At 42.0% G+C, this 24,936-nt stretch carries 17 protein-coding genes; 10 read left to right on the top strand and 7 right to left on the bottom strand.

Annotation, left to right across the window (positions count from 1 at the left end; all coding sequences use genetic code 11):
• Nucleotide 1: 1 nt before the first annotated feature.
• The 5 genes from ACFSR6_RS01775 to ACFSR6_RS01755 all read right to left on the bottom strand — a co-directional run bounded on the left by ACFSR6_RS01775 (nt 2) and on the right by ACFSR6_RS01755 (nt 7,493).
• Entirely contained in the window at nt 2-3,412 is a 3,411-nt protein-coding gene (locus tag ACFSR6_RS01775) for a SusC/RagA family TonB-linked outer membrane protein (RefSeq protein ID WP_379074114.1), read from the bottom strand.
• Nucleotides 3,413-3,628: 216 nt separating this feature from the next.
• Complete coding sequence (locus tag ACFSR6_RS01770; protein WP_379074112.1) at nt 3,629-4,813, bottom strand: FecR family protein; 1,185 nt, start codon at nt 4,811-4,813, stop codon at nt 3,629-3,631.
• Nucleotides 4,814-4,879: 66 nt separating this feature from the next.
• Entirely contained in the window at nt 4,880-5,440 is a 561-nt protein-coding gene (locus tag ACFSR6_RS01765) for an RNA polymerase sigma-70 factor (RefSeq protein WP_379074110.1), read from the bottom strand.
• Between the two features lie 326 nt (nt 5,441-5,766).
• Entirely contained in the window at nt 5,767-6,489 is a 723-nt protein-coding gene (locus ACFSR6_RS01760; RefSeq protein WP_379074109.1) for a LytR/AlgR family response regulator transcription factor, read from the bottom strand.
• On the bottom strand, nt 6,486-7,493 hold the full coding sequence (locus ACFSR6_RS01755) for a sensor histidine kinase (protein WP_379074107.1): 1,008 nt from the start codon (nt 7,491-7,493) through the stop codon (nt 6,486-6,488). Before ACFSR6_RS01755 ends, ACFSR6_RS01760 begins: the two co-directional genes overlap by 4 nt.
• Before the next feature lie 246 nt (nt 7,494-7,739).
• Between ACFSR6_RS01755 and ACFSR6_RS01750 the strand changes: the two genes are divergently transcribed.
• From ACFSR6_RS01750 to ACFSR6_RS01720, 7 genes are all read left to right on the top strand, one after another.
• The gene (locus ACFSR6_RS01750; protein WP_379074105.1) at nt 7,740-10,112 is read left to right on the top strand and encodes a TonB-dependent receptor; all 2,373 of its coding nucleotides are present in this window, start codon (nt 7,740-7,742) and stop codon (nt 10,110-10,112) included.
• Between the two features lie 16 nt (nt 10,113-10,128).
• Nucleotides 10,129-10,944 (top strand): DUF4249 domain-containing protein, encoded by an 816-nt coding sequence (locus ACFSR6_RS01745; protein WP_379074103.1) that lies wholly within the window; start codon nt 10,129-10,131, stop codon nt 10,942-10,944.
• 483 nt (nt 10,945-11,427) lie between these two features.
• On the top strand, nt 11,428-12,507 hold the full coding sequence (locus ACFSR6_RS01740) for an endo-1,4-beta-xylanase (protein WP_379074101.1): 1,080 nt from the start codon (nt 11,428-11,430) through the stop codon (nt 12,505-12,507).
• Nucleotides 12,508-12,614: 107 nt separating this feature from the next.
• Complete coding sequence (locus tag ACFSR6_RS01735; RefSeq protein WP_379074099.1) at nt 12,615-13,454, top strand: sialate O-acetylesterase; 840 nt, start codon at nt 12,615-12,617, stop codon at nt 13,452-13,454.
• 31 nt (nt 13,455-13,485) lie between these two features.
• On the top strand, nt 13,486-14,595 hold the full coding sequence (locus ACFSR6_RS01730; RefSeq protein WP_379074097.1) for an endo-1,4-beta-xylanase: 1,110 nt from the start codon (nt 13,486-13,488) through the stop codon (nt 14,593-14,595).
• Nucleotides 14,596-14,598: 3 nt separating this feature from the next.
• Nucleotides 14,599-17,451 carry a glycosyl hydrolase 115 family protein gene (locus ACFSR6_RS01725; protein ID WP_379074095.1) on the top strand — a complete coding sequence of 951 codons (2,853 nt, stop codon included), beginning with the start codon at nt 14,599-14,601 and terminating at the stop codon, nt 17,449-17,451.
• A 22-nt stretch (nt 17,452-17,473) separates the two neighbouring features.
• Nucleotides 17,474-18,574 carry a glycoside hydrolase family 43 protein gene (locus ACFSR6_RS01720; RefSeq protein WP_379074093.1) on the top strand — a complete coding sequence of 367 codons (1,101 nt, stop codon included), beginning with the start codon at nt 17,474-17,476 and terminating at the stop codon, nt 18,572-18,574.
• Between the two features lie 253 nt (nt 18,575-18,827).
• Here ACFSR6_RS01720 and ACFSR6_RS01715 read toward each other — a convergent pair whose 3' ends face one another.
• Both ACFSR6_RS01715 and ACFSR6_RS01710 read right to left on the bottom strand, forming a co-directional pair.
• Nucleotides 18,828-19,661, bottom strand: coding sequence for an alpha/beta hydrolase (locus tag ACFSR6_RS01715; protein ID WP_379074091.1), 834 nt, complete (start codon nt 19,659-19,661; stop codon nt 18,828-18,830).
• A 76-nt stretch (nt 19,662-19,737) separates the two neighbouring features.
• Nucleotides 19,738-21,252 carry a glycoside hydrolase family 43 protein gene (locus tag ACFSR6_RS01710; protein WP_379074089.1) on the bottom strand — a complete coding sequence of 505 codons (1,515 nt, stop codon included), beginning with the start codon at nt 21,250-21,252 and terminating at the stop codon, nt 19,738-19,740.
• Between the two features lie 288 nt (nt 21,253-21,540).
• Between ACFSR6_RS01710 and ACFSR6_RS01705 the strand changes: the two genes are divergently transcribed.
• The 3 genes from ACFSR6_RS01705 to ACFSR6_RS01695 all read left to right on the top strand — a co-directional run bounded on the left by ACFSR6_RS01705 (nt 21,541) and on the right by ACFSR6_RS01695 (nt 24,911).
• Nucleotides 21,541-22,908, top strand: a complete 1,368-nt coding sequence (locus tag ACFSR6_RS01705; protein ID WP_379074087.1) for a glycoside hydrolase family 43 protein — start codon at nt 21,541-21,543, stop codon at nt 22,906-22,908.
• A gap of 266 nt (nt 22,909-23,174) precedes the next feature.
• A complete protein-coding gene (locus ACFSR6_RS01700) occupies nt 23,175-24,170 on the top strand; it encodes an SDR family NAD(P)-dependent oxidoreductase (protein ID WP_379074085.1) in 996 nt (331 codons plus the stop codon).
• A 12-nt stretch (nt 24,171-24,182) separates the two neighbouring features.
• On the top strand, nt 24,183-24,911 hold the full coding sequence (locus ACFSR6_RS01695; protein ID WP_379074083.1) for an SDR family NAD(P)-dependent oxidoreductase: 729 nt from the start codon (nt 24,183-24,185) through the stop codon (nt 24,909-24,911).
• Nucleotides 24,912-24,936: the final 25 nt, after the last annotated feature.

Below are 24,936 nucleotides of genomic sequence, written 5' to 3'. Positions count from 1 at the left end.
GTTATAAAACAAGGTTAATCCCGAACGTAAATGTTCTGGGAATTGGATAAGCCCCTAAATCCTGTCCCTGGGCAACAGAAGTAAGGCCGTTTATGCTCACCTCAGGATTGCCGGGATAACTGGTGAAGATGTAGGCATTTTGTACGGTAGTGTACAAGCGAAGGCTTTTCACATAAGGCATTTTTGTAAACTTCCTGAAGGTATAACCTAATGCAATGTTATTGATGGTAATATGCGAAGCATCATGTACCCATCTGCTTGAATTGGCACGGTAGGCACCAGTTGTTCCGGCCAATGTACGCGGAACCAGGCCATTTCCCGGATTTGCTTCTGAACGCCAACGCTGCAACAATTCCGGCGGACCGTTAAAAACACCATCGAGATTATAGGTACTCTCTTCTACGCCATTATAAAGATCATTACCATAAGTACCAGACAACACAATATTAAGATCGAAATTCTTGTACGAGAAGCTATTGGTAAAGCCGAATATGAAATCGGGGTTCGGATTACCAATAATGGTCATGTCTTCAGGCCAGGTAATCTTACCATCGCCATTTAAATCTTTGTAGCGTACTGTTCCTGCCTGCGACAAGCTGGTTGGACTTGTGCCATAGTATTTAGGGCCTGCATTGGCTTCTGCCTGGGTCATAAATACACCATCGAACACATAGCCAAAATATTGGCCTATCGGTTTACCCACAATGGTCCTCCAGTCGGTAAATTCAGACAATACTCCCGAAGGGTTATCTGCAAAAGACACGTTATTTACACCGATTTTCTTAACAATATTCCTATTGAAAGAGATATTAAAATCAGTGTTCCACTTAAATGCACCGGTTAAATTTTTGGTACTTAAGGTAAATTCGTGTCCCCATTGCCTAATGTCGCCCAAATTATCCTGTACGCTGGTATAGCCAGATGAATGTGGTACCGGAACGGTGAACAACAAACCATCTGTATATTTGTTATAATAATCGTAGGTTAAATTAATCCTGTCTTTAAACAGGCCGATATCTATCCCCAGGTCTAACTGTTTGTTCCGTTCCCAAACCAGGTCAATATTTCCCAAACCACTTTGCACCTTTCCGGGTGCCAGTACACTGCCAAACACATAATTGCTGTTGCCAATAGTTGGTGTATGCGCATAATTCTGGTTGGCAAGGCTGCCACCAAACTCATTTTGACCTGTTAAACCATAACTGGCACGTATTTTTAGAAAACTTATCTTAGAAAAATCCTTTAAAAATGCTTCTTCGCTGGCAATCCATGTAGCACCTATAGAAGGGAAAGTTCCCCATCTGTTATTTGAACCAAAGCGCGATGAACCGTCTCTCCTTACCGAAGCCTGCAGTGAATATCTGTTCTTATACGTATAGTTTAGACGGCTAAGGGCTGATAACATGGTCCAGGCATAAGCCGCTGATGTATTTGTTGTAAAACGCGTAGCAGCACTTAAATAAGGTACGCTGTTATCAGGGTAATCGCGTCCGACAATTTGTGAAGAGTAAACATCAAAACGCTGTGCAGTAAAACCGGCTAATACCTCCAATGTATGGTCTTTAGCGAAAGTATTCTTGTAGCTTAACAGGTTTTCGTTTAACCAGGTGGTTGGGTTTTCGGTATACGATTCGCCCAAAGCCGTATCGTTGCTTCCTGCAGCAGGAAATTCGACCGGTACATCATTAAATCCTCCGAATGCAGTAGATGGCACGAATTTTTTTGCCTGCATGTTTCCCAGATCAAGATTGGCAGAAGTTCTGAAGGTAAAATGCTTTAAAAAACCGATCTCTGCAAAGATATTACCCAGCACACGTGTTCTTTTAACATCATCATTAATTTCAGTTAGCTGTCTTAACGGATTAGCCCAAACAAACATATTGGGAAAAGATCCGATTCCTAAGGACAGAGAACCATCTGTGTTGTATGGCGATCCCATAGTGGGCATCATCAGGGTTGAAGCAAAAATTGCCCTTTGCCCATCAACATTGAAACCCGAACTATTTGCCCTGTTTTGCCTGTTATTGTGCTCAAGTTGTACTGATGGAGCAAGGCTTACCCCTAGCTTAATATTATCGGTCAGTTTTACATCGCCATTTATACGTAGCGAAAAACGTTTATAACCTGTATTTTTTACGATACCATCCTGATCAAAATAACCTCCTGTTATGCTCAGGGCAGATTTATCATTGCCTGATGAAATGGCCAGGCTATAATTCTGGGCGGCACCCTGACGGGTCAGCAAATCATACCAGTCTGTTCCCTTACCATATTGTTCGGGGTTTTGGTAAGCGCCGGGTACGCCTCCTGTATAACCTTCATACAAAGCCTTATCTTCAAAAAAACCTTTCATGTAAGTAGCCAGCTGGGTAGCATCCATTACCTCGGGCTTCAGCTCTTTCATGTTTTCTGCAAGTCCGTAATAGCTGTTAAATTCAATTTTAGGCGCGCCCGATTTACCCCTTTTGGTTGTAATGAGGATAACCCCATTGGCTCCACGCGAACCATACATGGAAGTACTCGAAGCGTCTTTCAATACGGAAAAAGATTCTATCTCGTCGGGGTTGATGTTGTTGATGTTATCGGGATTGCCAATCATAGGTATCCCATCAACAACAAAAAGCGGCCTTACCGATGAGGTTAGCGAAGCGGCGCCACGTATGCGGATATCCATACCCTGGCCAGGGCGCCCGGTTCCCTGTGCTGCCTGTACACCCGGAAGTTTTCCCGTTAATCTTTCAGCAAATGTTCCGGTTGGCTGATCCTTGATATTGGCAGCCGATAAAGTTGCAACCGATCCAACCAGGTTTCTCGTGGTCTGCGTTCCGTAAGCCACCACAACTACTTCATTTAATGCGGTATTGGACTCGGCCAGTTGAACATCAATATTGGTTCTGCCATTAATGGGAACCTCCAATTGAGCATAACCGATATAGGAAAAAACAAGGGTTCCGGTTAACTCAGGTATAGTTATGCTGTAATGACCGGCCTTATCGGTACTTGCACCACCTGAAGAAGCACTTTTGAGCTTAACCGAAACACCAGGTAAAGGCAAACCCTTGGTATCTGTTACTGTTCCCTTAACGGTAGCAAACTTAACTTGGGATGGCAAAAGTTCGTTTGTTTTCCTAACCACTACCATTCCCTGGATAAAGCTAAAAGATACCCTTTGCCCTTCAAAACATTTCTCAAGAACAGTGGTTAAGGGGCTGTCTTTAACTTTTATGGTAACTGGTTTCGTGTTTTTGATAATATCTGCATCGCACAAAATATCATAACCGGTTTGTTTACGGATTTTGTTGAAAATCTGCTCCAGTTTGGCATTTTTTTCTGATAGGGTTACCTGCTGGGCAAAGCCACTTGCGCTTACCTCCAGCAAACCGATAAGAAGAAAAAAAACGATCAGTTTCATGATTAAAAATAGTTTATACCCCCTGTAACTTTTTTTATTACAGAGGTCATAAGGATAAAATTCCATATCTTTGATTATTAGGTTGGTTCTATAATTTGTTTGATCTTATTATAATGTCTGTAAAACAACAATCACCTAAACCGCATTAATGCGGGTAACCGGGGGCGCTGCAATCGCTCCTGGTTTTTTAGATCATTGTGCCGAAATGATGTATCACTATTTCATCACAATTATCCTCCTTTCTTTCCCCTTTCCGTCCAGGTTGTCCATTTTAAAGCGTACCACTCCGGTAAGTGCCAGCCGTTTTAAAACTTCCGATACATTTTTAAAGCGCGATACCGTGCCCCATAAAGCTTTATCCTGAAGGTTATCCTGGTAAACTATGGTTACATCGTACCAGCGCGATATTTTACGCATGATACTTTCAACAGATTCATTGGCGAACATAAAATACCCGTTTTTCCAGGCAACGGCCTGTTCTGTATCTATATCCTTATTGAGTACAATTGCTGCTCCTGCCTGCTCCGAAATTTCGGCTTGCTGCCCAGGTTTCAGCACAACTTTTTCTTTGCCGTTATTGACTTTCACTGCACCTTCAAGCAAGGTAACCTGACTGGCTGTCTCATCTTTATAGGCCATAATGTTGAAATGGGTACCCAATACTTCTACTTCTGCGCTGCCATAATTTACAACAAATGGTTTTGCCTTATTTTTAGCAACTTCGAAATAAGCTTCTCCAGTAAGGGTCACCGAACGCTTATTACCGGCAAACTCTGATGGGAATGACAATTTGCTATCGGCATTTAACCAGACATGGGTCCCGTCAGACAGAACAACCTGGTAAGTTCCTCCTTTCGGGGTGGTTGCTGTAATCAGTTCGTTCGAAGTAATACTCCTGATCTGATTATCCAGGTCTGCTGAACTGCCATCATTGTATGTTAATTTGTTTTGATTAACAAACACTGCCTTCCTCTTATCACTGAGTTGTACAACTGCCCCATTCGAAAAACTCAACATAGCCGTATTTTTACCCGGAGGGATATCGGTTTGGGCTACATGCTGTAAACGGGGTTCAATGGTTCGGTTCTGATAGAACCATAATCCTGTGCCAAGGGCAATGAGGATGGAAGCAGCTATAGCGATGCGCATTGGCCAGCCAATTTTAGCGCTGCCAGGTTGGTTCTGATTGTCTTCAACTTCGAGTTTGCTGTTTACTTTCTGGAGTATCCTTTGCTCCAGGGCCTGCTCTGTTGCGGCAAAAGATCCGGGGATTTGCAATGGCGTTTCAAGACCTGCATCGTACCAATCGTTGAACTCTCGTAGTTCTTCTTCAGTAATGCTATTGTTCAGCCATTTCGAGGCAAGGTATCTATATCTTTGTAATTCTTTTGAGTTTTCCATTTTTTTAAGGCCTGTAACTATAATATCCATCGTAAAATGGAAATCCCTTAGTTAGCCTCAAAAAAATTATAATAAAGTTAAAAAGAATTGATTAAGCCTTGCCCTTAACGTTTTTATTGCCTTTCCCATGTGTGCTTCAACAGTTTTTTCAGAAATATTGAGTTTCTGGGCAATTTGTTTCTGAGACATGTTGAGGTTTCGGCTCATATTAAACACCAGCTGGCATTTTTCGGGCAGTTCAGAAACATATTCGTCTAAGGTTTCTTTCAGATCCAGAAATTCAAGCCATTGTTGAGTAGAATCGTCCAATACATTGCTGGCAATGCTCTGCGAATACTTTTGCTGATGGTACTGCTTATCCAGTATTTTAATGATCCAGTATTTTACCGAGGTAGTTAAATAGGCACCCAGAGTAGTGGTAATGGTAATAACGGCCTTTCTGTTCCAAAGCGACATAAAAATGTTCTGCACCACTTCTTCTGCTTCTTCCATATTACCCAGCTTTTTTCCGGCAATGTAAAACAGTTTTCTCCAATACCGATGATAAATCTCTGTAAAAGCAGCATGATCCCCTTCTTTAAGGAAGGCGATCAATTCCTCATCAGTAAGTGTGCCGTAGGCAGCCATGATTCTTATATTTCGCTTAATGTATTAAAAAGATAAAGTTCCAGAAAAATTCTGCAATTAAGCAAGTCCTAATATATTAACTTTCTATTAAATATTACAGATATATCCCCTCATACACCAGGCATGCTCATGCCTGTATTCTGGGTTTGGAAAAACATTTGGTTAGCTCCCTAAATTTAATGCTCTCCAAGCATTTAACTGTTATGTACTGTTATGCATACCATTCGATGCCAGCTTAATGCATTTGTATCATCGCCCAGATAAACAACAGGTTATATCCATTATAATAAAAAGGTCGTACGGTTCCTGCACGACCTAAATCTTCTCTATCTGCCTACAATTCTCCTTGTTACAAATTCATTGAAAAACAAATCCCTGTAGATACTTCCTATCGGGATTTCATTTGAACCTATATACACTGTATTGTTATCAACCGAATCGATGTGCTTAACATTGATGACATAAGATTTGCTTACCCTCACAAACCTGTCTTTAGGCAATTGGTCGTAAATGGTTTTGATATTCATCGCTGTAATTACTTTTTGATTTTCGGTGTGCATCACAACATAATCCTTTAAACCCTGAATAAAAAGTATCTTATCGAAATAGACCTTAAAAATCCGCCGGTCTGCTTTCACAAAGAAAAAATCAGCTGCTACCTGTTCAATATTGTTAATGGAGTAATCGGTCTTGAATAATTTGGAGTAGGTTTGCGCTTTTTCAACAGCCTTTTGAAAACGTACCAGTTTTATGGGTTTTAGCAGGTAGTCGATCGCATCCACCTCATAGCTATCGGTTGCAAATTCAGAATAGGCTGTGGTAAAAACTACGAATGTTTCTTTCGGGATGGTCCGGGCAAATTCAATACCGTTAATTCCCGGCATCTGTATGTCAAGAAAAATCAGTTCAACTTTATGGTTTTCTATAAAGCCGGTAGCAGTTTCCGGACTGTTGAACGAACCGATCAGGTTCAAACCATAGGTTTGGCCAATCAACATCGCTATTGCCTCCCTTGCTAATGGTTCGTCGTCTACAATGATACAGTTCATAATTTTAAGGCTAATGTTGTACAGTACGTTTCTGTACTCTCTTTGGTATTTAAAGTATAGGCCGCCGGGAACAAAAGCTCCAGCCTGCGTTTCACATTTGCCAGCCCCAGGCCGCCTGTGCTGCCAACAGATTTGAGCAGCGGCTTGGAATTAATGCATTTAAAAAACAGTTCATCGTTCCTAATCACAAAATACAGGTGTACATACGACGGTTTTGTTGTATCATTATTGTGCTTCACCGCATTTTCTACAAACGAGATGAAAAGCAAAGGTGGGATCTGTACGCCGCTCAAATCTCCCTCTTTCGAGATCAGGAAATCGAAACTATCTCTCCTCACTTTTTCTAAGTTTAAAAAATCCTCCAGGAAATGAATATCAGATGTCAATAATACCTTATCCCTTGCGCTGTCATAAAGCTGGTAGCGAAGCAGGTCGCTCAGCTTCATTAAAACCTGCGAGGCCTTTTCCGGATCTTTTTTCGTTAACACATTGGCATTGTTGAGCATATTAAACAAGAAATGCGGATTGATCTGGTTTTTTAACTGCTCCAATTCTGCATAAGTTTTCGACTGCTCCAGCTCATAAATCAGTTGCTTGTCTGTCATTCCCTTCTGAAACAGTTTGATGGAAGATGAAGCCGCCAGCAGCAGTACAGTAAGAAAAGAAAAAAGCGGGATATTCAATATGTGCCCTTTATCAAAAGGGTTAAAAAAATAACCACAAACGGCTACTACAATCAAAATACCCATTACAGCCAGGCCATATGCAAGGTTTTTATTCCTGAACAAAAACCTTGGTACCAGCACATACATGTTAACATAAAACAGCGTAATAAAATATACAAATATTACAACCGGATTCTCAATTACGGAAGCACCTTTGAACAACACAATACCAATAAAAACAATGAGCAGTAAATGCCTCAGTATCCTGCGGTCAGGCGAAACCAGGAAACGGAAAATCACATTTTCGCTAACAAGCTGTTGATGAGCAAATTTATCCATTCATAAAAATTGTTAAACAAATTTAACATTTAAAACAATGGCAAAATCTACTTTTATACGAAAACGCGTGCTTTTTATACGAAAATACAGAACGTTATAAAAACGCATGGATCGGAAATGAATTTTGTATTGCCAAGGCCTGCTTTGCTATAAAAGATATAGCCTTTGGTATAATTAAAAAAATGCGGTTATTCGATAAGAATAGCTTTGTGTCTCCATTGCAATTGTTAAATCGATTTTTAAAAGATGAGGTACAAGATCATTTATTCATTACTACTGTTAGCCCTTTCATCCCCGGCCTTTTCACAGGAAAAAATTACACTGAGCGGAACGGTCACCATAAAAGCAAGCACAGAAACGGTAAGCGGGGCCACCATTTTCATTCCCGAAGCAAAGGTTTCGACCGTTACCAATTCGTATGGCTTTTATTCTATTATTCTGCCTAAAGGAACCTATACCATCGTGATTAGCAGTGTAGGATTTGAGAATATAGAAGAACGTATCTCTATAGCAGGAAACACCAGGAAAGATTTTTCGATGCCTGAAAAAAGTAAAACTTTAAATGAAGTAGTGATCACTCAAAACAGCCTGGCAAGCAACATCCGCAAGCCTGAAATGAGCGTGAATAAGCTTTCTATCGCTACGGTTAAAAAGATGCCGGCCGTTATGGGCGAAGTTGATATCCTGAGAGCAATACAGCAACTACCTGGGGTTTCCAGTGCACAGGAAGGAGCAACAGGCTTTAACGTGAGGGGTGGATCGGTTGATGGCAACCTGATTATGCTGGATGAGGCCGTTGTTTACAATACTTCGCACCTGTTCGGCTTTTTCTCCGTTTTTAATGCAGATGTGATCAAAGACCTGAAATTGTATAAAGGTGGCATCCCTGCTAATTTTGGAGGCCGTACTTCCGCTGTTCTGGATATTTATCAAAAAGAGGGAAACAACAAAGAATATCACCTAACCGGTGGTATAGGGGCAGTAGCAAGCAGGCTGCTTGCAGAAGGTCCGATTGTAAAAGACAAAGGCTCGTTCGTGGTTGCCGGGCGTAGTTCTTACGCTCATTTATTTCTGAAATTGGCTGGTAATACCAATTCTGTTTCTTTTTATGATCTGAATGCCAAGCTCAACTATAAAATTAACGACAATAACAGGATTTTCCTTTCAGGATATTTTGGCAATGACCAAATGGATTTCAGCAACTTTTTCAGCAACAATTATTCGAATTCCTTTTTTAACCTCCGCTGGAATCATGCCTTCTCAGAGAAACTTTTCTCTAATGCCTCTGTCATTTACAGCAAATACAATTATGGCCTCGACATCAAATCAGTTGGTATCGACTGGGTATCTAACATCCGCAATTACAACCTGAAATACAATTTTACCCATTACTTATCCAATAAGCTGGCTTTGAATTATGGCCTCAATTCCATCTACTACCAATTCAATCCCGGTACCATAAGACCTTTGGATGCCACCTCGCCTATTAATCCTGATCAGATTGAAAAGAAATATGCCTGGGAAAACGCAATATACCTCAGTGCCGAGCAACAGCTTACAGATAAATTATCGCTGGTTTACGGATTGCGCTACAGTAATTTCCTGCGTTTAGGAGAGCAATATGTTAATACCTATGCCAATAACCAGGCTGTGACTTTCAATCCCGAGTTACAAATTTACGAAGAAGGAATACAAACAGGTTCAACATATTACAGCAAAAACAAAAAAATTGCCGGTTTTGGAAACCTGGAACCTCGTTTTGCTGTTTCTTATGCCCTCAATAATGACCAGTCTATTAAGGCGAGTTATAACCGGATGAGCCAATATATTCATTTAATTTCCAATACAGCCTCCGTATCGCCGCTTGATATCTGGGCACCAAGCGACCAATATTTAAAGCCCGAAATTCTTGATCAGGTTGCCTTAGGCTATTTCAGAAATTTCGCCAACGGGAAGTATTCTTTGGAAACTGAGGCTTTTTATAAGAAAACCAAAAATAAGGCTGATTATATTGACGGTGCTGAATTGATCGCCCGAAAGACTATAGAAGAGGTATTGCTAAACGGCGAGGCAAAGGCCTACGGACTTGAGCTGATGCTAAAGAAAAACACCGGGAAGCTAACGGGATGGCTTTCTTACACACTTTCAAAAGCCCAGCAGCGCACACCTGGCAGAAACCCGGCAGAACCTGGTATTAACAATGGCGAATGGTATCGTTCAAATTACGATAAAACGCATAACTTTTCCCTAACAGCAGCCTATCAATTGTCGAAAAAATGGAATTTTGGCGGTATTTTTACCTTTCAATCCGGGAAAGCCGCCACCTTTCCTATCGGCAAGTACCAATATCAGGGAATTACAGTTGCGAATTATGGCGCACGAAATGCCAATTCGCTTCCGGCTTATCATCATTTGGATTTATCGGCCACCTATACACCAAAACCCGACAGCAAGAAAAGGTGGAAAAGCGAGTGGGTGTTTAGCATCTATAATGTTTATGGCCGAAATAATGCCGCATCCATCATGTTTGAACAAAGCAAAGAAACAGGTTTAAGTGAAGCCTCCCGCATTTCGATTTTCGGTATCGTGCCAGGGGTCTCTTATAATTTCAAATTTTAATTAAAACGGCACAAAAATGAAACCTATATTCAAATACCTGCTTGCAGGCTGCTTTTTTCTGCTATCATGCAAAAAAACAATAAACGTAGACCTGGAAACTGTAGCACCAAGATTAGTAATAGATGCATCGATTGATTGGGTAAAAGGTACCAATGGTAACCAGCAGAAAATAAAACTTTCTACCACAACAGGCTATTATAACGCAACTTTTCCAACGGTTTCGGGAGCTGATATTGTGATCACCAATTCGGCAAATACGGTGTTCCGGTTTATAGAGAATGCCAATACCGGGGAATACAGGTGTTCCGATTTCCAGCCTGTAATCGGAGAAACCTATTCGCTAAAAGTGATTTTAAACGGGGAGATTTATACGGCCACCGAAACCTGTACAGGCGTACCGGATATTGAAAACATTGAACAAAATAACGAAGGAGGTATCGGAGGCGACGAAATTGAAATCAAATATTACTATCGGGATAATGGTAATGAGGAAAACTACTACTTACACCGTATTATATCACCCATATCGGTATTCCCGGCTTATAAAGTCAAAGATGATCAAAAAACCCAGGGAAATTTGATGCAGGAATATTTTTCTGACAAGGATCTGAAAGCGGGTGATTCGATTAACATCGGGCTATATGGAATTTCAAGAAGATATTACGATTATTTCAGGAAATTGCTGGTTGCATCCGGCGCCGGAAGCGGTCCTTTTCAAACTGTACCAGGTACCGTAAGGGGAAATATTATCAACAATACCCACTTCGACAATTTTGCTTATGGATACTTCAGGTTATCGCAAATGATTGTAAAAAATTACACCATACATTAATGGAGAAGGTTTTGCAACTGAAGAACGTACTTGGCTCTATTAAATAAGCAGCACAGGTAAATATTATAGCAAAAGAACAATTAAGAGCCTGTTTAAAATTCAATAAAAACAATTACGATGTCAGTCTGAGGCTATCGAAGACCTCTATTTTAATACAAAGAGAGCGCAATTCGACAAGCTAGCATTGACAGGCCCTATAGAAGAATCGGTTTTTCGACTGGAGCCTACCGATTTTTCATCGGTAGCCGAGACAAGACTGTGCCATAGGCTGAAAATGTCACTCATTTTAGTTTTTATACAATAAATCCCATCAGTATAGCAGAAAAAGTTTAATATGTATATAATTGAATAAAATTTAAACGCATTCCAATAAATTCTGCTAAAAAACATCCGATTATTCAAATGTGCTAGTAAAAATGACGAAACAAGCTATCCTTATACCTGCGATCCAAATAATTTAGCTGTTTCATCATCAACCAATATATGAGCTGGAAGCTGAATAAATTACGAACCATTTCTTTTTACGTCGTCTTTTTAACCTTGCCCCTGGTTGCCTACAAAAGGGCCGAAGGACTGAAAGATTATTATAGAGATTACTTTCCCATAGGTGTTGCGGTTAAGCCATCCGACCTCCGGAGCGATGAAAAATCGTTAATCTTAACACATTTTAGTTCTATCACTGCAGAAAATGCAATGAAAATGGGGCCTATACACCCGTTTGAAAAAAAATATTTCTGGCAAATTGCCGACTCCATTGTTCAATTCGGATTAGACCATAAATTAAAAATAAGGGGGCACTGCCTGGTTTGGCACGGACAAACGCCAAGATGGCTGTTTAAAGATTCTACAGGAAACCAGGTTAATAAAGAAGTTTTACTTTCGAGGATCAAAGACCATATTAATACGGTGGTATCGCGTTACCGTGGAAAAATTTACGCCTGGGATGTCGTGAATGAGGCAATAGCGGATGACAGCAGCACTTACCGCAAATCTCAGTTGTATCAAATAGCCCGAGAAGAGTTTATTGAGCAGGCATTCAGGTATGCACACGCCGCAGATCCAAAAGCAGTGTTGTTTTACAATGATTACAACACCGAAAATCCAATAAAACGGGAGAAGATCTATACAATGCTGAAAAAGCTGCTGGCCAAAGGGGTCCCCATCCATGGGGTGGGTTTACAGGCCCATTGGTCTGTCAATAACCCGAGCCGATCTGAGCTCGAAAAATCAATCGAATTATTTTCATCCCTGGGTCTTCAGATCCAGTTTACCGAACTGGATATTTCTGTATTTCAGGGAAGGCAGGGTGGTCAGCTGATAACGGGAGAAAAAAGCCTCGATAAAACGGCTTTTACACCGGAAATGGAACAACAGCAACTGGAGAAATATAAGATGGTTTTTGAGGTATTCAGAAAATATAAAAAGCATATTACCGGTGTTACGTTCTGGAACCTTTCAGACCGCTACAGCTGGCTGGATGGCCGGGGCAGAAAAAACTTCCCGTTATTGTTCGACACGGATTTACAACCCAAAAAAGCATATTACGAAGTTACCAGGTTTTAAACTGGCAGTGAGCAGATGGGCACAAAATTGCTTGCCCATCCCTCCTGCTGTAAGATCTGGCCATAAATGTGTCAAATCAATTACCATTAATATAACCAAATATGAATATGACCAAATTACGGGCCGCTTTTATCTGTGCAGCCCTATTGCTAATCAGCATTCCCTCCTTTTCACAGGATCCTAATTTTTATATCTTTCTCTGCTTCGGACAATCGAACATGGAAGGTGCTGCTAAATTTGAAGCACAGGATACCACAGCGGTTGATAAAAGGTTTAAACTGCTGGAGGCTGTTGATTGCCCTAACTTAAACCGGATAAAAGGCAACTGGTACACTGCTGTGCCACCACTTACACGGTGCAATACCGGTTTGGGTCCTGTAGATTATTTCGGCCGGACACTTGTTGCCAGCCTGCCTAAAAACGTTAAAATAGGTGTTATCAATGTCGCCATAGGCGGATGTAAGATCGAACTGTTCGATAAAGAAAATTACCAATCCTATACGGCAACAGCACCCGATTGGATGAAGGGCATGTTAGCCGGATATGAAGGAAACCCGTATGCCCGGCTGGTTGAATTGGGCAAAATTGCCCAGCGCAGTGGCATCATCAAAGGAATATTGTTGCACCAGGGAGAATCGAATACCGGCGATAAGGCATGGCCGGAAAAAGTAAAGCAGGTATATGAAAACCTGTTGAAAGACCTGGACCTGAAAGCTGAGAAGACCCCACTACTTGCCGGCGAATTGGTAAATGCCGATCAGGGAGGGGTTTGTGCCAGTATGAACGCCATTATTGCAACCCTACCGCAAACCATTACCAATGCACATGTTATTTCTTCTGCGGGCTGCCCGGATGGACCAGACAACCTGCACTTTTCGGCCGAAGGTTACCGCATGCTGGGTAAAAGATATGCAGAAAAGATGCTCAGTTTACTAGGCAAGCCATAACCCAATAAGCTTTAACCTTTCAAAAATCAAAATGATGAGTACCAAAAATATACTTTTAAGCTGTAGTTTAACGCTATGCTTTGCGCTCAGCTTCGGAGCATATAAAACCAGACAGTTTTCTTCCGGTCATCAAACCGATACCATTGGTTTAAAGGATGTTTACAAAAACTATTTTTCTATCGGTGTTGCCGTTGGCAAGCGTAATTTAACCGGAGAAGAAAGTGCCTTGATCAAAAAACACTTTAACAGTATCACGGCCGAAAACGACATGAAAATGGAGCGGATGCAACCCCAGGAAGGCCAATTCAACAGGAAAGAAGCCGATTCGATCATCAGCTTTGCAGAGAAAAATAACATCAAAGTACGCGGACATAATTTATGCTGGCACGAACAGGCACCTTCCTGGTTTTTTACCGGTAAAGATGGAAAAGAAGTAAGTAAAGCAGTATTGCTACAACGGTTAAAGGCACATATTGATGCAGTTGTTGGGCGGTATAAGGGAAAAATATATGCCTGGGATGTTGTAAATGAAGCCATTGATGATGATTCTACCCAATATCTCCGGAATTCGAAATGGTTTCAGATCTGCGGCGAAGACTTTATCGCCAAAGCCTTCGAATATGCCCACGCCGCCGATCCCGATGCCAAGCTTTATTACAATGATTACAATACCGAGAGGCCCGAAAAGCGGGAGCGTGTATATAGGTTACTCAAAAGCCTAAAAGACAAAGGCGTTCCTATAGATGGCGTTGGTTTGCAGGCACACTGGTCTATTTACGAGCCTACTGAAAAAGAATTGGTTTCGGCAATCAGGCGTTATTCATCTTTAGGCCTCAAAATACAGTTTACCGAGCTGGATATTTCTATTTATCCCTGGGAGAAAAATAAACGGAGCAAACGTCCCGATGAAAGCGATGCCTACACCGCCGAACTCGAAGCCAGGCAGATAGCGCAATACAAAATGGTATTCGATGTATTCAGAAGATATAAAAATGTAATCACAAACGTTACTTTCTGGAATATTTCAGACCGCCGCACCTGGCTGGACGGTTATCCGGTACCCGGCCGTAAAAATTATCCTTTACTTTTCGATACGCAGCTAAAACCAAAAAAAGCTTACTGGGAGGTCGTTAAATTTTAACTCATGAAGAAATTATTTGCACTGATCTTATTGTTTTCAAGCTTTATCATTGTCAGGGCTGATACGCTCAATCCAATTATGGTGAATACTTACCTTCCCGGAAGCTTTCCACTGGTGAGCCAGGGTAAGGTTCCTGCAATTATTGTCGACGCTAACGAATGGCCCGGCGCTATACGTGCAGCTAAAAATCTTCAGAACGATATTAAACTGGTGAGTGGCATTGAGCCTGCATTTTTAACCGGTAAAATCAGCAGGATGCCCATCATCATTGGTACGATTGGCAAAAGCAAAATCATCGATGACATGATCCGTAACCGCAGCCTAAATGGTTCCGAAATTGCCGGAAAATGGGAGGCTACCTTAATTCAGGTGGTAAAAAACCCGGTAAAAGGAATCGATTCGGCACTGGTAATTGCCGGTAGCGATAAACGGGGAACTATATATGGGGTATATGAGCTTTCTGCTCAAATGGGGGTATCGCCATGGTATTACTGGGCTGATGTTCCGGTAAAAAAAAGCCAATCGCTCTACGTTATTGGAGGAAGCCATATAATTTCATCGCCGGCAGTAAAATACCGGGGAATATTTTTAAATGATGAGGCCCCTGCACTTTCGGGATGGAGCAGAAAAGAATTTGGAGGCTTTAACCATAAGTTTTATGAAAAGGTGTTCGAACTGATTCTCCGCTTAAAGGGAAATTATTTATGGCCGGCCATGTGGGGTAATGCATTTAATGATGACGATAAACTCAATCCTATTCTTGCAGACGAGTATGGGGTGGTAATCGGAACTTCGCACCACGAACCCCTAACACGTGCACACGATGAATGGAAACGGTACAATGGAGGTAAATGGAATTATGAACAAAATCCGGCACAGCTACGTGCATTTTGGGAAAGTGGCCTGCAACGCGTTGCCGATAAAGAACAAATTATTACCATTGGTATGCGTGGTGATGGCGACGAGCCCATGTCAGATGGTACAGCCACTGCCCTGCTCGAAAAAATTGTAAAAGACCAGCGCCAGATTATTGAAAAAGTAACCCAAAAACCTGCGGCACAAACGCCGCAGCTGTGGGCCTTATACAAAGAAGTCCAGGATTACTACGACAAAGGAATGCGCGTTCCGGACGATGTTACTTTACTGCTTTGCGATGATAATTGGGGCAACATCAGAAAATTGCCTGCCCTGGGAGAGAAACCCAGAAAAGGCGGTTACGGAATTTATTATCATTTCGATTATGTAGGTGGCCCGAGAAACTACAAATGGATAAATACCAATCCCATCCAAAAAATATGGGAACAAATGCATATGGCTTACGAGTACAATGCCAACCAGATTTGGATTGTAAACGTTGGTGATTTAAAACCCATGGAATTTCCCATTCAATTCTTTTTAGATTATGCCTGGAACCCTGATGGCATACCGGCCGATAAATTAATAGACTACACAACTGCCTGGGCTGCCAAACAGTTTGGCAATGAACAGGCCGTAGCCATATCGAGTCATATAGACACCTACCTGAAATATGCCGGGAGGGTTAAACCAGAACTGCTTAATGAAAACACCTATAGTTTAACCAACTATAATGAATTTGAACAGGTTACCAATGATTTTATTAAGCTCAAACAACAGGCTATCGCCACCGGCAAACAATTAGCTGATCACCAAAAAGATGCTTATTACCAGCTGGTACTTCATCCTATTGAGGCCCTGGCCAATTTGTACGAGCTTTATCTTGCAGTGGCCAAAAATAAACTATATGCCAAACAGGGCAGGTTTTCGGCCAATGGTTTCGCCAGAAAGGTCGATTCATTATTTAAAAAAGATGCTGAAATCAGTACTTATTACAACAAAACGATGGCCGGTGGAAAATGGGATCATATGATGGACCAAACACACATCGGATACACTTCCTGGCAGCAACCAGATCGCAATATCATCCCTAAAACCACACTCATCAACAATCCCGTTACTGCCCTGGGTATTTCACCGGAAAACTCAGCGCTTCACTTTACAGGAAAAACAAAGTTACCTAATGGTTTCACTTTTTCGGCAGTCGCCAATACCTCCCATAGCTTCGAAATTTTTAAAACAGGTGCAGGAGAAGTGAAATACGAGATTAAAGCCCCTCCTTTTGTTTCGCTCAGCAGCCAGAAAGGAATACTCGGCGATGATCAGAAAATTCACATCAGCATTGACTGGAGTAAAGCGCCAAAAGGGACTAAAACAACAGAAATGCTTATTGCCGGCAGTGACCATTCAATTATTACCGTGCCTATCAAAACTGAAAATACATTACCGGCAGACTTCACTTCCAATTTATTCCTTGCCGATGGAGGCTATTTCTCAATAGAGGCGGCAAGCTACAGCAGAGCGGTAAGCAGCAGGCCAATTTTTTGGAAAACCATTCCCAATTACGGAAAAACAAAAGACGGTGTAATCGCAACGCCGGTAAGCTCGCCTGTACAGCAACCCGGTGAGAGTGCTCCGCATTTGGCCTACGATATTTTTGTAAACGAAACGGGTAGTTTCACCTTAAATACCTTCGTATCTCCTACCATTGATTTTACAGGGAAAGATGGCCTAAAATTCGCGGTTTCATTAGATGAACAAAGCCCGGTCGTGGTTAATATTAGTAAAGATTATACTTCCGATTATACCTGGGGGCAATCGGTGGCCAACAATATCAAAACCTTCAAAACACCCCTGGTTTTTAACAAACCAGGTAAACATACCCTCCGGTATTGGATGATTAACCCCGGGGTGGTACTCCAGAAATTGGTGCTGGATCTTGGCGGATTAAAGCCAAGTTATTTAGGCCCACCGGAAAGCATTAAAAGTACACAAAATTAACCTTAACGAAACGATAAAACACATGAGTAACGAATTTAGAAAATTAACCCTTTTTACAGCCATAGTCGGGATGGGTATTGCCGGCTCTTGCCAGCAAGCAAACCGGAAAACAGAAAAAGAAACGGTAAATGCGGATAAAAAAACCAGCTACCTTTCGCAGCCAATTATTTCCAACATTTACACTGCCGATCCCTCTGCACACCTGTTCAATGGAAAAATTTACATTTATCCGTCGCATGATATCGAAACTGGAACCAAAGAGAATGACAGTGGTGACCATTTTGACATGAAAGACTATCACATTTTAAGTATTGACAGCATCAACGGCAAGGTTACCGATCATGGTGTGGCATTGAGCATCGGAGACATTCCGTGGGCAGGCAGACAGCTCTGGGCACCGGATGCGGCTTTTAAAAACGGCACCTATTACCTTTATTTCCCGGTTAAAGATAAATCAGATGTATTTAGGATAGGTGTTGCAACGTCAAAAAATCCGGCTGGGCCTTTTAAGGCCGAACCAACGCCTATTAAAGGAAGTTTTAGTATTGATCCGGCAGTGTTTACCGATACCGATGGAGCCAGCTACATGTATTTTGGCGGCATTTGGGGCGGACAGTTGCAGCGCTGGAATAATGGATCATATGATAAAAACGGATCTAAAACCGATTCACAAAAAGAAAATGAGCCCGCTTTGAGCGCTAAAGTAGCCAAATTGAGCAGCGACATGTTATCATTTGATGGCGAAGTAAAAGATGTTCAGATTGTAGATAAACAAGGAAAACCTTTGCTCACCAAAGACCACGACAGGCGTTTCTTTGAAGGTGGCTGGATGCACAAATTTAATGGCAAATATTATTTCACCTATTCAACCGGCGATACCCATTACCTGGCTTACGCCATTGGTGATAAACCCTATGGCCCATTTGTTTACGAAGGTACTTTTATGAAGCCTGTTCAGGGCTGGACCACCCACCATTCTATTCTAGAAATTAAGGGCAAATGGTATATCTTTTATCACGACACCCAGCTTTCGGGCAAAACACACCTTAGAAACGTGAAAGTAACCGAATTGAAGCACAAGGCTGATGGTACAATCGAAATGATTGATCCCTTTGTTAAATAACGTGAGTTTTGGATATTTATATTTGATTATCAGTCTATTACAACGTAATCCATCATTACGAGGCGGGATATGAGCGAGCCGAAGCAATCTATCATGTAATTTATCATCAAAAAGGGTGCTTCAGTCCTGTGCCCCACCTTCTTCAGTTCGCAATGACGAAATTAAGACCTAAAACTCAATTAAATAGTAATCTGAAACATGCTTACCGGTGGATATTTAAAACCTCCTTTAAATTTCCACCGGTAAATAGCCATTACTTGTTGGCAAATACCAGTTGGGAAAATTGGTAGAGGTCGTTTTTCCAAACCTTGAAATCGTGTTTTCCTGGTTCTTTGTAGAAAATATGGGGTACTTTGTTTTCTACCATATAATCGCGGGTACGTTCGCTGATCTTTAAAAGTCCGTCTTCATCGCCACACGAAATCCAAAGCAGTTTAATCTTATCTTTTGCCGTATCTGGTTTAGGCAACAACTGATCAGGCATTTTGGTATTGGGTGCAGATGAAAATCCACCTATCCAGGCAAACTTGTCTAAATTTCCCAATCCAAAATTTAAAGATTGCCCTCCTCCCATTGATAGTCCCGCAATAGCCCTGTTTTCACGGGTGTTTTTTGCAGGATATTTCTGTTCGATGTAGGGAATCAGATCGTCTAACAGATCACGCTCAAATGTAGCGAAAGCGGCCACTTTATCCGGCGCCATAATATTTCCAGAAGCACGGTCATCAGCCATTGCCCTGCCATTTGGCAAAACCACAATCATATCTTTTATCTTTTTTTGCGCATAGAGGTTATCGAGAATGTATTGAGGGTGTCCTTGGTTTAACCATTCAAACTCATCGCCGCCTATACCGTGTAAAAGATATAAAACCGGGTATTTTTTAAGTTTTGAATAGGTTGGTGGCAAATAAACCACAGCCCGTCTTTTTACCCCAACAGTTTTCGAATTGTAAGTAATGGTATCTAATTTACCATGGGCAATTGCCGGATTTGACTCATCAAATCCGGCAGGAGCCTGGCTGGTTTGCGCACTTGCTATGCCAAAAACCAGGCACAATGTGCATAGCGACAAAAACGTTTTTTTCATGTTATATAGTTTTTAGTTGTTAATACTCATGATTTTCCAGCCTGTGTTTTAAAATTCCTGCAGGCAGAAAATCAGGTTATTTTGCTTCGATCCTGAAATAATCAAAATCAACATATCCTCCAGTATTTTCGGTTGCGTAATTAAATAGGGCAAAACGATACCCCATAAAATGCGGTAACGTGTAGGCCATTTGCAGTGGCTCCCCTATTGGCTTCCAGGTTTTGCCATCAAAACTGTAGAAAAAATAACCTTTATCTGTTCGGTGCTCAAAATCGCAACTTGCTTTAAGATAGATGGTGTGCTGTCCGGAGGGAACATCATCACCGGTCACAGTGCCCTTTTGCGCGCTCACCATTACAACCGTTTTCTTAGCTCCGCTATGTTTAACACCGATCCAACCAAATTGACGCTGAAGCAACATCAATCCTGCCTGATCTCCGCTTTTCATATTGGAAACATCAATGGAAGTAATAGCCGTTGATTTGGGTCCGATGGTGCGTTGGGTTAAAGTATTACGCGCCAGCAAAATATTTGTATCTAACCTTGAAGTAGTGATACGCAAAAATCCTTTACGTTCTGCTACCGACCAGTGTGCATGATCGGGATTATGGTTCCATTGCCATACCAATGGCAATGGCAGACTGCCCTTTTTACGATCGAACTCATCAGACGCCACAAGGCCAGGAATTAAGCCCTTGCTAGCCGGAAGTTCGAGTGTTTGAGGAACTTTACCATTAATGCCCAATACCGGCCACCCATCTTGCCAGCTCACCGGAACCAGGTAAGGAATACGCCCAACAGCTCCAAAATCCCTGAAAAGATAAGAAAACCATTTGCCTTCCGGTGTACTGATTAAACCGCCCTGTGCAACACCATTGTCTTTGAGGGCTACCTGGCCTTCATAAGGACCAGTAAGTTTATCGGAGCGATGTACCACCACGGTACGCATCCCATTTCGTGGCCAGGTGATATTGAAAAGGTAATATTTGCCCTTGATTTTAAATAGTTGTGATCCTTCGGCAGGTAATCCCGGTCCTGTACCGGCCGGAAGACTGGCGTTTTCAATAATGTTTACAGGTTTGGATCCCGGCTTTATTCCCGATAAATCGCTGTTTAATTCCACCAGTGTGATTTTTCCGGCACCGCATACCATATAGGCCTTTCCATCATCGTCAAAAAACAAAGAATGATCATGTAACGAAGGCCTAAAGGAGACTGCTTTCCAAGGCCCCTTTTCGATATCTTTAGTACTGTATATATAGGTTTTACCGGTGGTGCCAGAAAAGGTACTGACATAATACATCCCGTTATGGAAACGGAGGCTACTGGCCCACGAGCCTCTGCCGTAATCCCACTTTCCGTTTGACAAAGTTAATTCATCGGCATTTCCGAGGGTATCATAAGCGTAATTAACAATTTTCCAGTTCACCAGATCGGTCGATTTCATGATGGGCACACCCGGATTCATGTGCATGGTGGTGCTGCTCATGTAATATACTTTACCCACCCTGATCATCGAAAGATCAGGTACATCAGCAAAAATGACCGGATTGGTTGCCGGCTGCGCTTTAGCACAAACTGCGATGAGCAAAAGAAGGGGTAAAAATGTAAATCGTTTAAAATTCTTCATAACAGGCGGGCAACATTCAATTTAAATTGGTTAGGTTATATCGGTTACTCAAAACTATTCAGAAATTATGTAGATCAACAATCTATTTTGTTCAAATCTATATGACGAATGTTCTTAAATCAATCAATTCTGTTACAGAAAAGTGCCAAAATAACCAAATGTACTAGTAAAATTGATGAAATAGACTAGTGTAGCGGCGTTGATCTTGATACTTTAGCAACATAATTAAAACTAACCTAATTTACTTTTATGAGAATTAAATCCATTTTTGCCTCCTGCATTTTTCTCCTTATTTTAATAACTGCCCAAAGCAGTTTTGCTGATGAGGTTATCGTCGGATACCGTCATTTGGCCGACCCCGGTACACTTGTTTACAATGGCAGGATATATCTTTATGCTTCCAACGATGACGAAAACAGCTATGATAAAAACAGTGGCTATAAAATGAAATCGATTGTTTGTGTATCCAGCAGCGATATGAAAAACTGGACAGACCATGGGGTGGTATTCGAAGCACCACGGGATGTGGCCTGGGCTGGCCGAACCTGGGCTCCGTCGGTAATTGCCCGGGACGGCAAGATTTTTCTATACTTCGGAAATGGCGGCAATGGTATCGGTGTGGCAACTTCTAACAGTCCGATAGGCCCGTTTAAAGATCCGATCGGAAAAAAATTAGTGGAAACGCAAACACCGGGTGTGCTTCCTGCACCCAATATGTGGCTCTTCGACCCGATGACTTTTATTGATGATGACGGGCAGGCTTATATGTATTTTGGCGGCAATGGCGACAGCAATGTCCGTGTAATCAAACTTAACCGTGATATGGTCAGTGTAGATGGTCCGGCGGTATCGATTACCGCACCGGCTTTTTTTGAAGCTTCATGGATGCATAAGCGCAACGGAATTTATTATTTCTCTTATTCTACCAATCCAAAGGCCCAGATGCGCATCGATTATTTAATGAGTAAAAGTCCAACTACCGGCTTTACTTATGGAGGAATTGTTGCCGCACAGCCACCACACAATAACAACAACAACCACCAGGGCATTTTCGAGTTTAAGGGCCAGTGGTACCACGCCTATCACAACAGGGCGGTAGCCTATAAATTAGGAATTCCAACCGAGTTTAAGCGAAATCTTGCCGTTGAGCTACTCAATTACAAGCCAGATGGCAGCATTGAACAGGTAACTTATACCGCTGACGGCGTGCCACAGGTACAGGGATTAAATCCATACACCCGGATAGAGGCCGAAACCATGAACGATCAACAAGGGGTTAAAACTGAAGCCTGCAGCAAAGGCGGCTTAAATGTAACCAATGTTAAAAATGGCGATTGGATTAAAGTTAAAGGTGTTGATTTTGGCAAAGGGGCAAAAAAGTTTTCGGCCGCTGTTGCCAGTATCGGTAAAGACAATAAAATTGAACTCCGCTTAGGCAGCCCGACCGGAAAATTAATAGGAACCTTGGTTGTACCTAATACCGGCCAGGCACAAGACTGGAAAGAAGTGAGCTGCAAAGTTGATGGTGCAACGGGGAAGCAAGATCTTTTCCTGACAATTAAAGGAGCCGATAAGCCTGAGGTGAACATCGATTTTTGGTCATTTACGGCTAAGTAAAGATTTATTTAATTTTTACCGGAAGAAACTGACAAATAATCTCATTACTTAACATAGCCCCGCAGGAGCTCTGCCCGTGGGGCTATGTTGCATAAACTTATCGAGCCTGCCGTTTTTTGAAGATAATCCTAAAACATTAAAAACCATCAGATCGGCTCCCTGCTTTTATGGCCTTTTAAACAAAGTAACTTCGGACGTTTGAACAAAGTCAGACGTTGATAGCCTATCTACCTTTGTTTCATCAATAACAAATAAAATTTAAAAAGATGAAACAGAATAATTATCAGGGAGCACTACAACAACCAATCGGTTCGGGCTTCAATGCAAAATCAACAGCAGCAGATGTCATTAAAGGCATTAACCTAAAAGGAAAAATTGCCATTGTAACCGGTGGCAATACAGGCATCGGTCTGGAAACTACTAAAACGTTGGCAAATGCCGGAGCAACTGTTATCGTACCGGCAAGAGACGTCGAAAAAGCAAAACGTAACCTGGAGGGGATTCCGCTTGTTGAGATAGAACCGATGGACCTGATGGATCCCGCTTCTATTGATGTTTTTGCCCAAAAATTTCTGGAATCAGGCAGGCCGCTTCACCTGCTGATTAATAATGCCGGCATTATGTGGGTGCCGCTTCGCTACGACAGCCGCGGTATCGAATCGCAACTGGCCACTAACTATCTGGCACAATTTCAATTAACAGCAAGGCTGTGGCCGGCACTCAAACAAGCGAATGGTGCCAGGGTAATCAATGTATCTTCACAAGGCCACCAGTTTGGAACCTTTAATTTTAATGATCCCAATTTTCAGAACCGCGAATACGAAACCTTACAGGCCTATGGTCAATCCAAAACGGCCAGTAATTTATTCGCGCTCGAGTTGGACAATCGGGGTAAAGCATTCAATGTACGGGCGTACAGCCTGCATCCCGGCTCCATAGGCGGAACGGAACTTGGGCGTGAAGCACCCCTCGAATTATTTGTAAAGATGGGTTTTGCAGATGAACAGGGCAATATGCTTCCGGAAGTATTGGCTTCGCTCAAAACCGTACCGCAAGGTGCTGCCACTACCGTTTGGTGTGCCACAACGCCTTTGCTCAACTCCATTGGTGGTGTATATTGTGAGGATGCAGATGTGGCCCCGCTGGCATCCAACAACGAATTATCTGCTGGGGTAAAACCTTATTCGCTGGATGAAGCTGATGCCAAGCGCTTGTGGGAATGGAGTGAAGAAATCAGCGGTATATTTTTTTCAACTATTTAATTGAAAAGAGAGATGAACACGTTAAAAGGTAAAATCGCCGTTGTTACAGGTGGTAACAGTGGTATCGGCTATGCTACAGCAAAAGTTCTACAGCAAAACGGAGCCAATGTGATCATAACCGGCAGAAGGAAGGAAGCGGTTGAAAAGGCCGCATCAGCATTAAATGTTACCGGAATGATTGCCGATCAGTCCAGTTTAGCCGATATAAATAACCTGCTAACAGAAATTTCAGCACAATTTGGGAAAGTTGATATTTTACTCATTAATGCGGGGATAACAAAAACAGCAGCGATAGAATCGACCTCCGAGCAGGTATTTGATGAAATTATGGATGTGAATTTTAAAGGCGCTTATTTTACGCTAAGCAGGTTCATTCCTAACCTGAACAATGGTGCTTCGGTGGTATTCTTGTCATCAACCTCTGCTACGATTTCACCACCAACGGCTTCTGTATATGCAGCAAGTAAAGCAGCGATCAATGCGGTGATGAAAATAGCGGCCCTTGAGCTGGCTCCGCGAAAAATCCGTGTAAATGCGGTAAGTCCTGGTCCGGTTGCTACTGCGATTATAGACAAAATGGGATTAAATGATACCCTTGAACAACAAATGCTAAGCAGTATTCCACTTGCAAGGTTTGGAAAGGCCGATGAGGTAGCAGCTTTAATTGCTTACCTGTGCGATGATGCAGCCGCCTTTATCACGGGAACTAATTTCCTAATCGATGGCGGACAATCAATATGATGGCCTGACCGCGAAATTTTAAAAG

Source organism: Pedobacter vanadiisoli (assembly GCF_042684385.1).
Lineage (GTDB): Bacteria > Bacteroidota > Bacteroidia > Sphingobacteriales > Sphingobacteriaceae > Pedobacter > Pedobacter vanadiisoli.
This window is presented reverse-complemented; position numbering and strand designations above follow the sequence as displayed.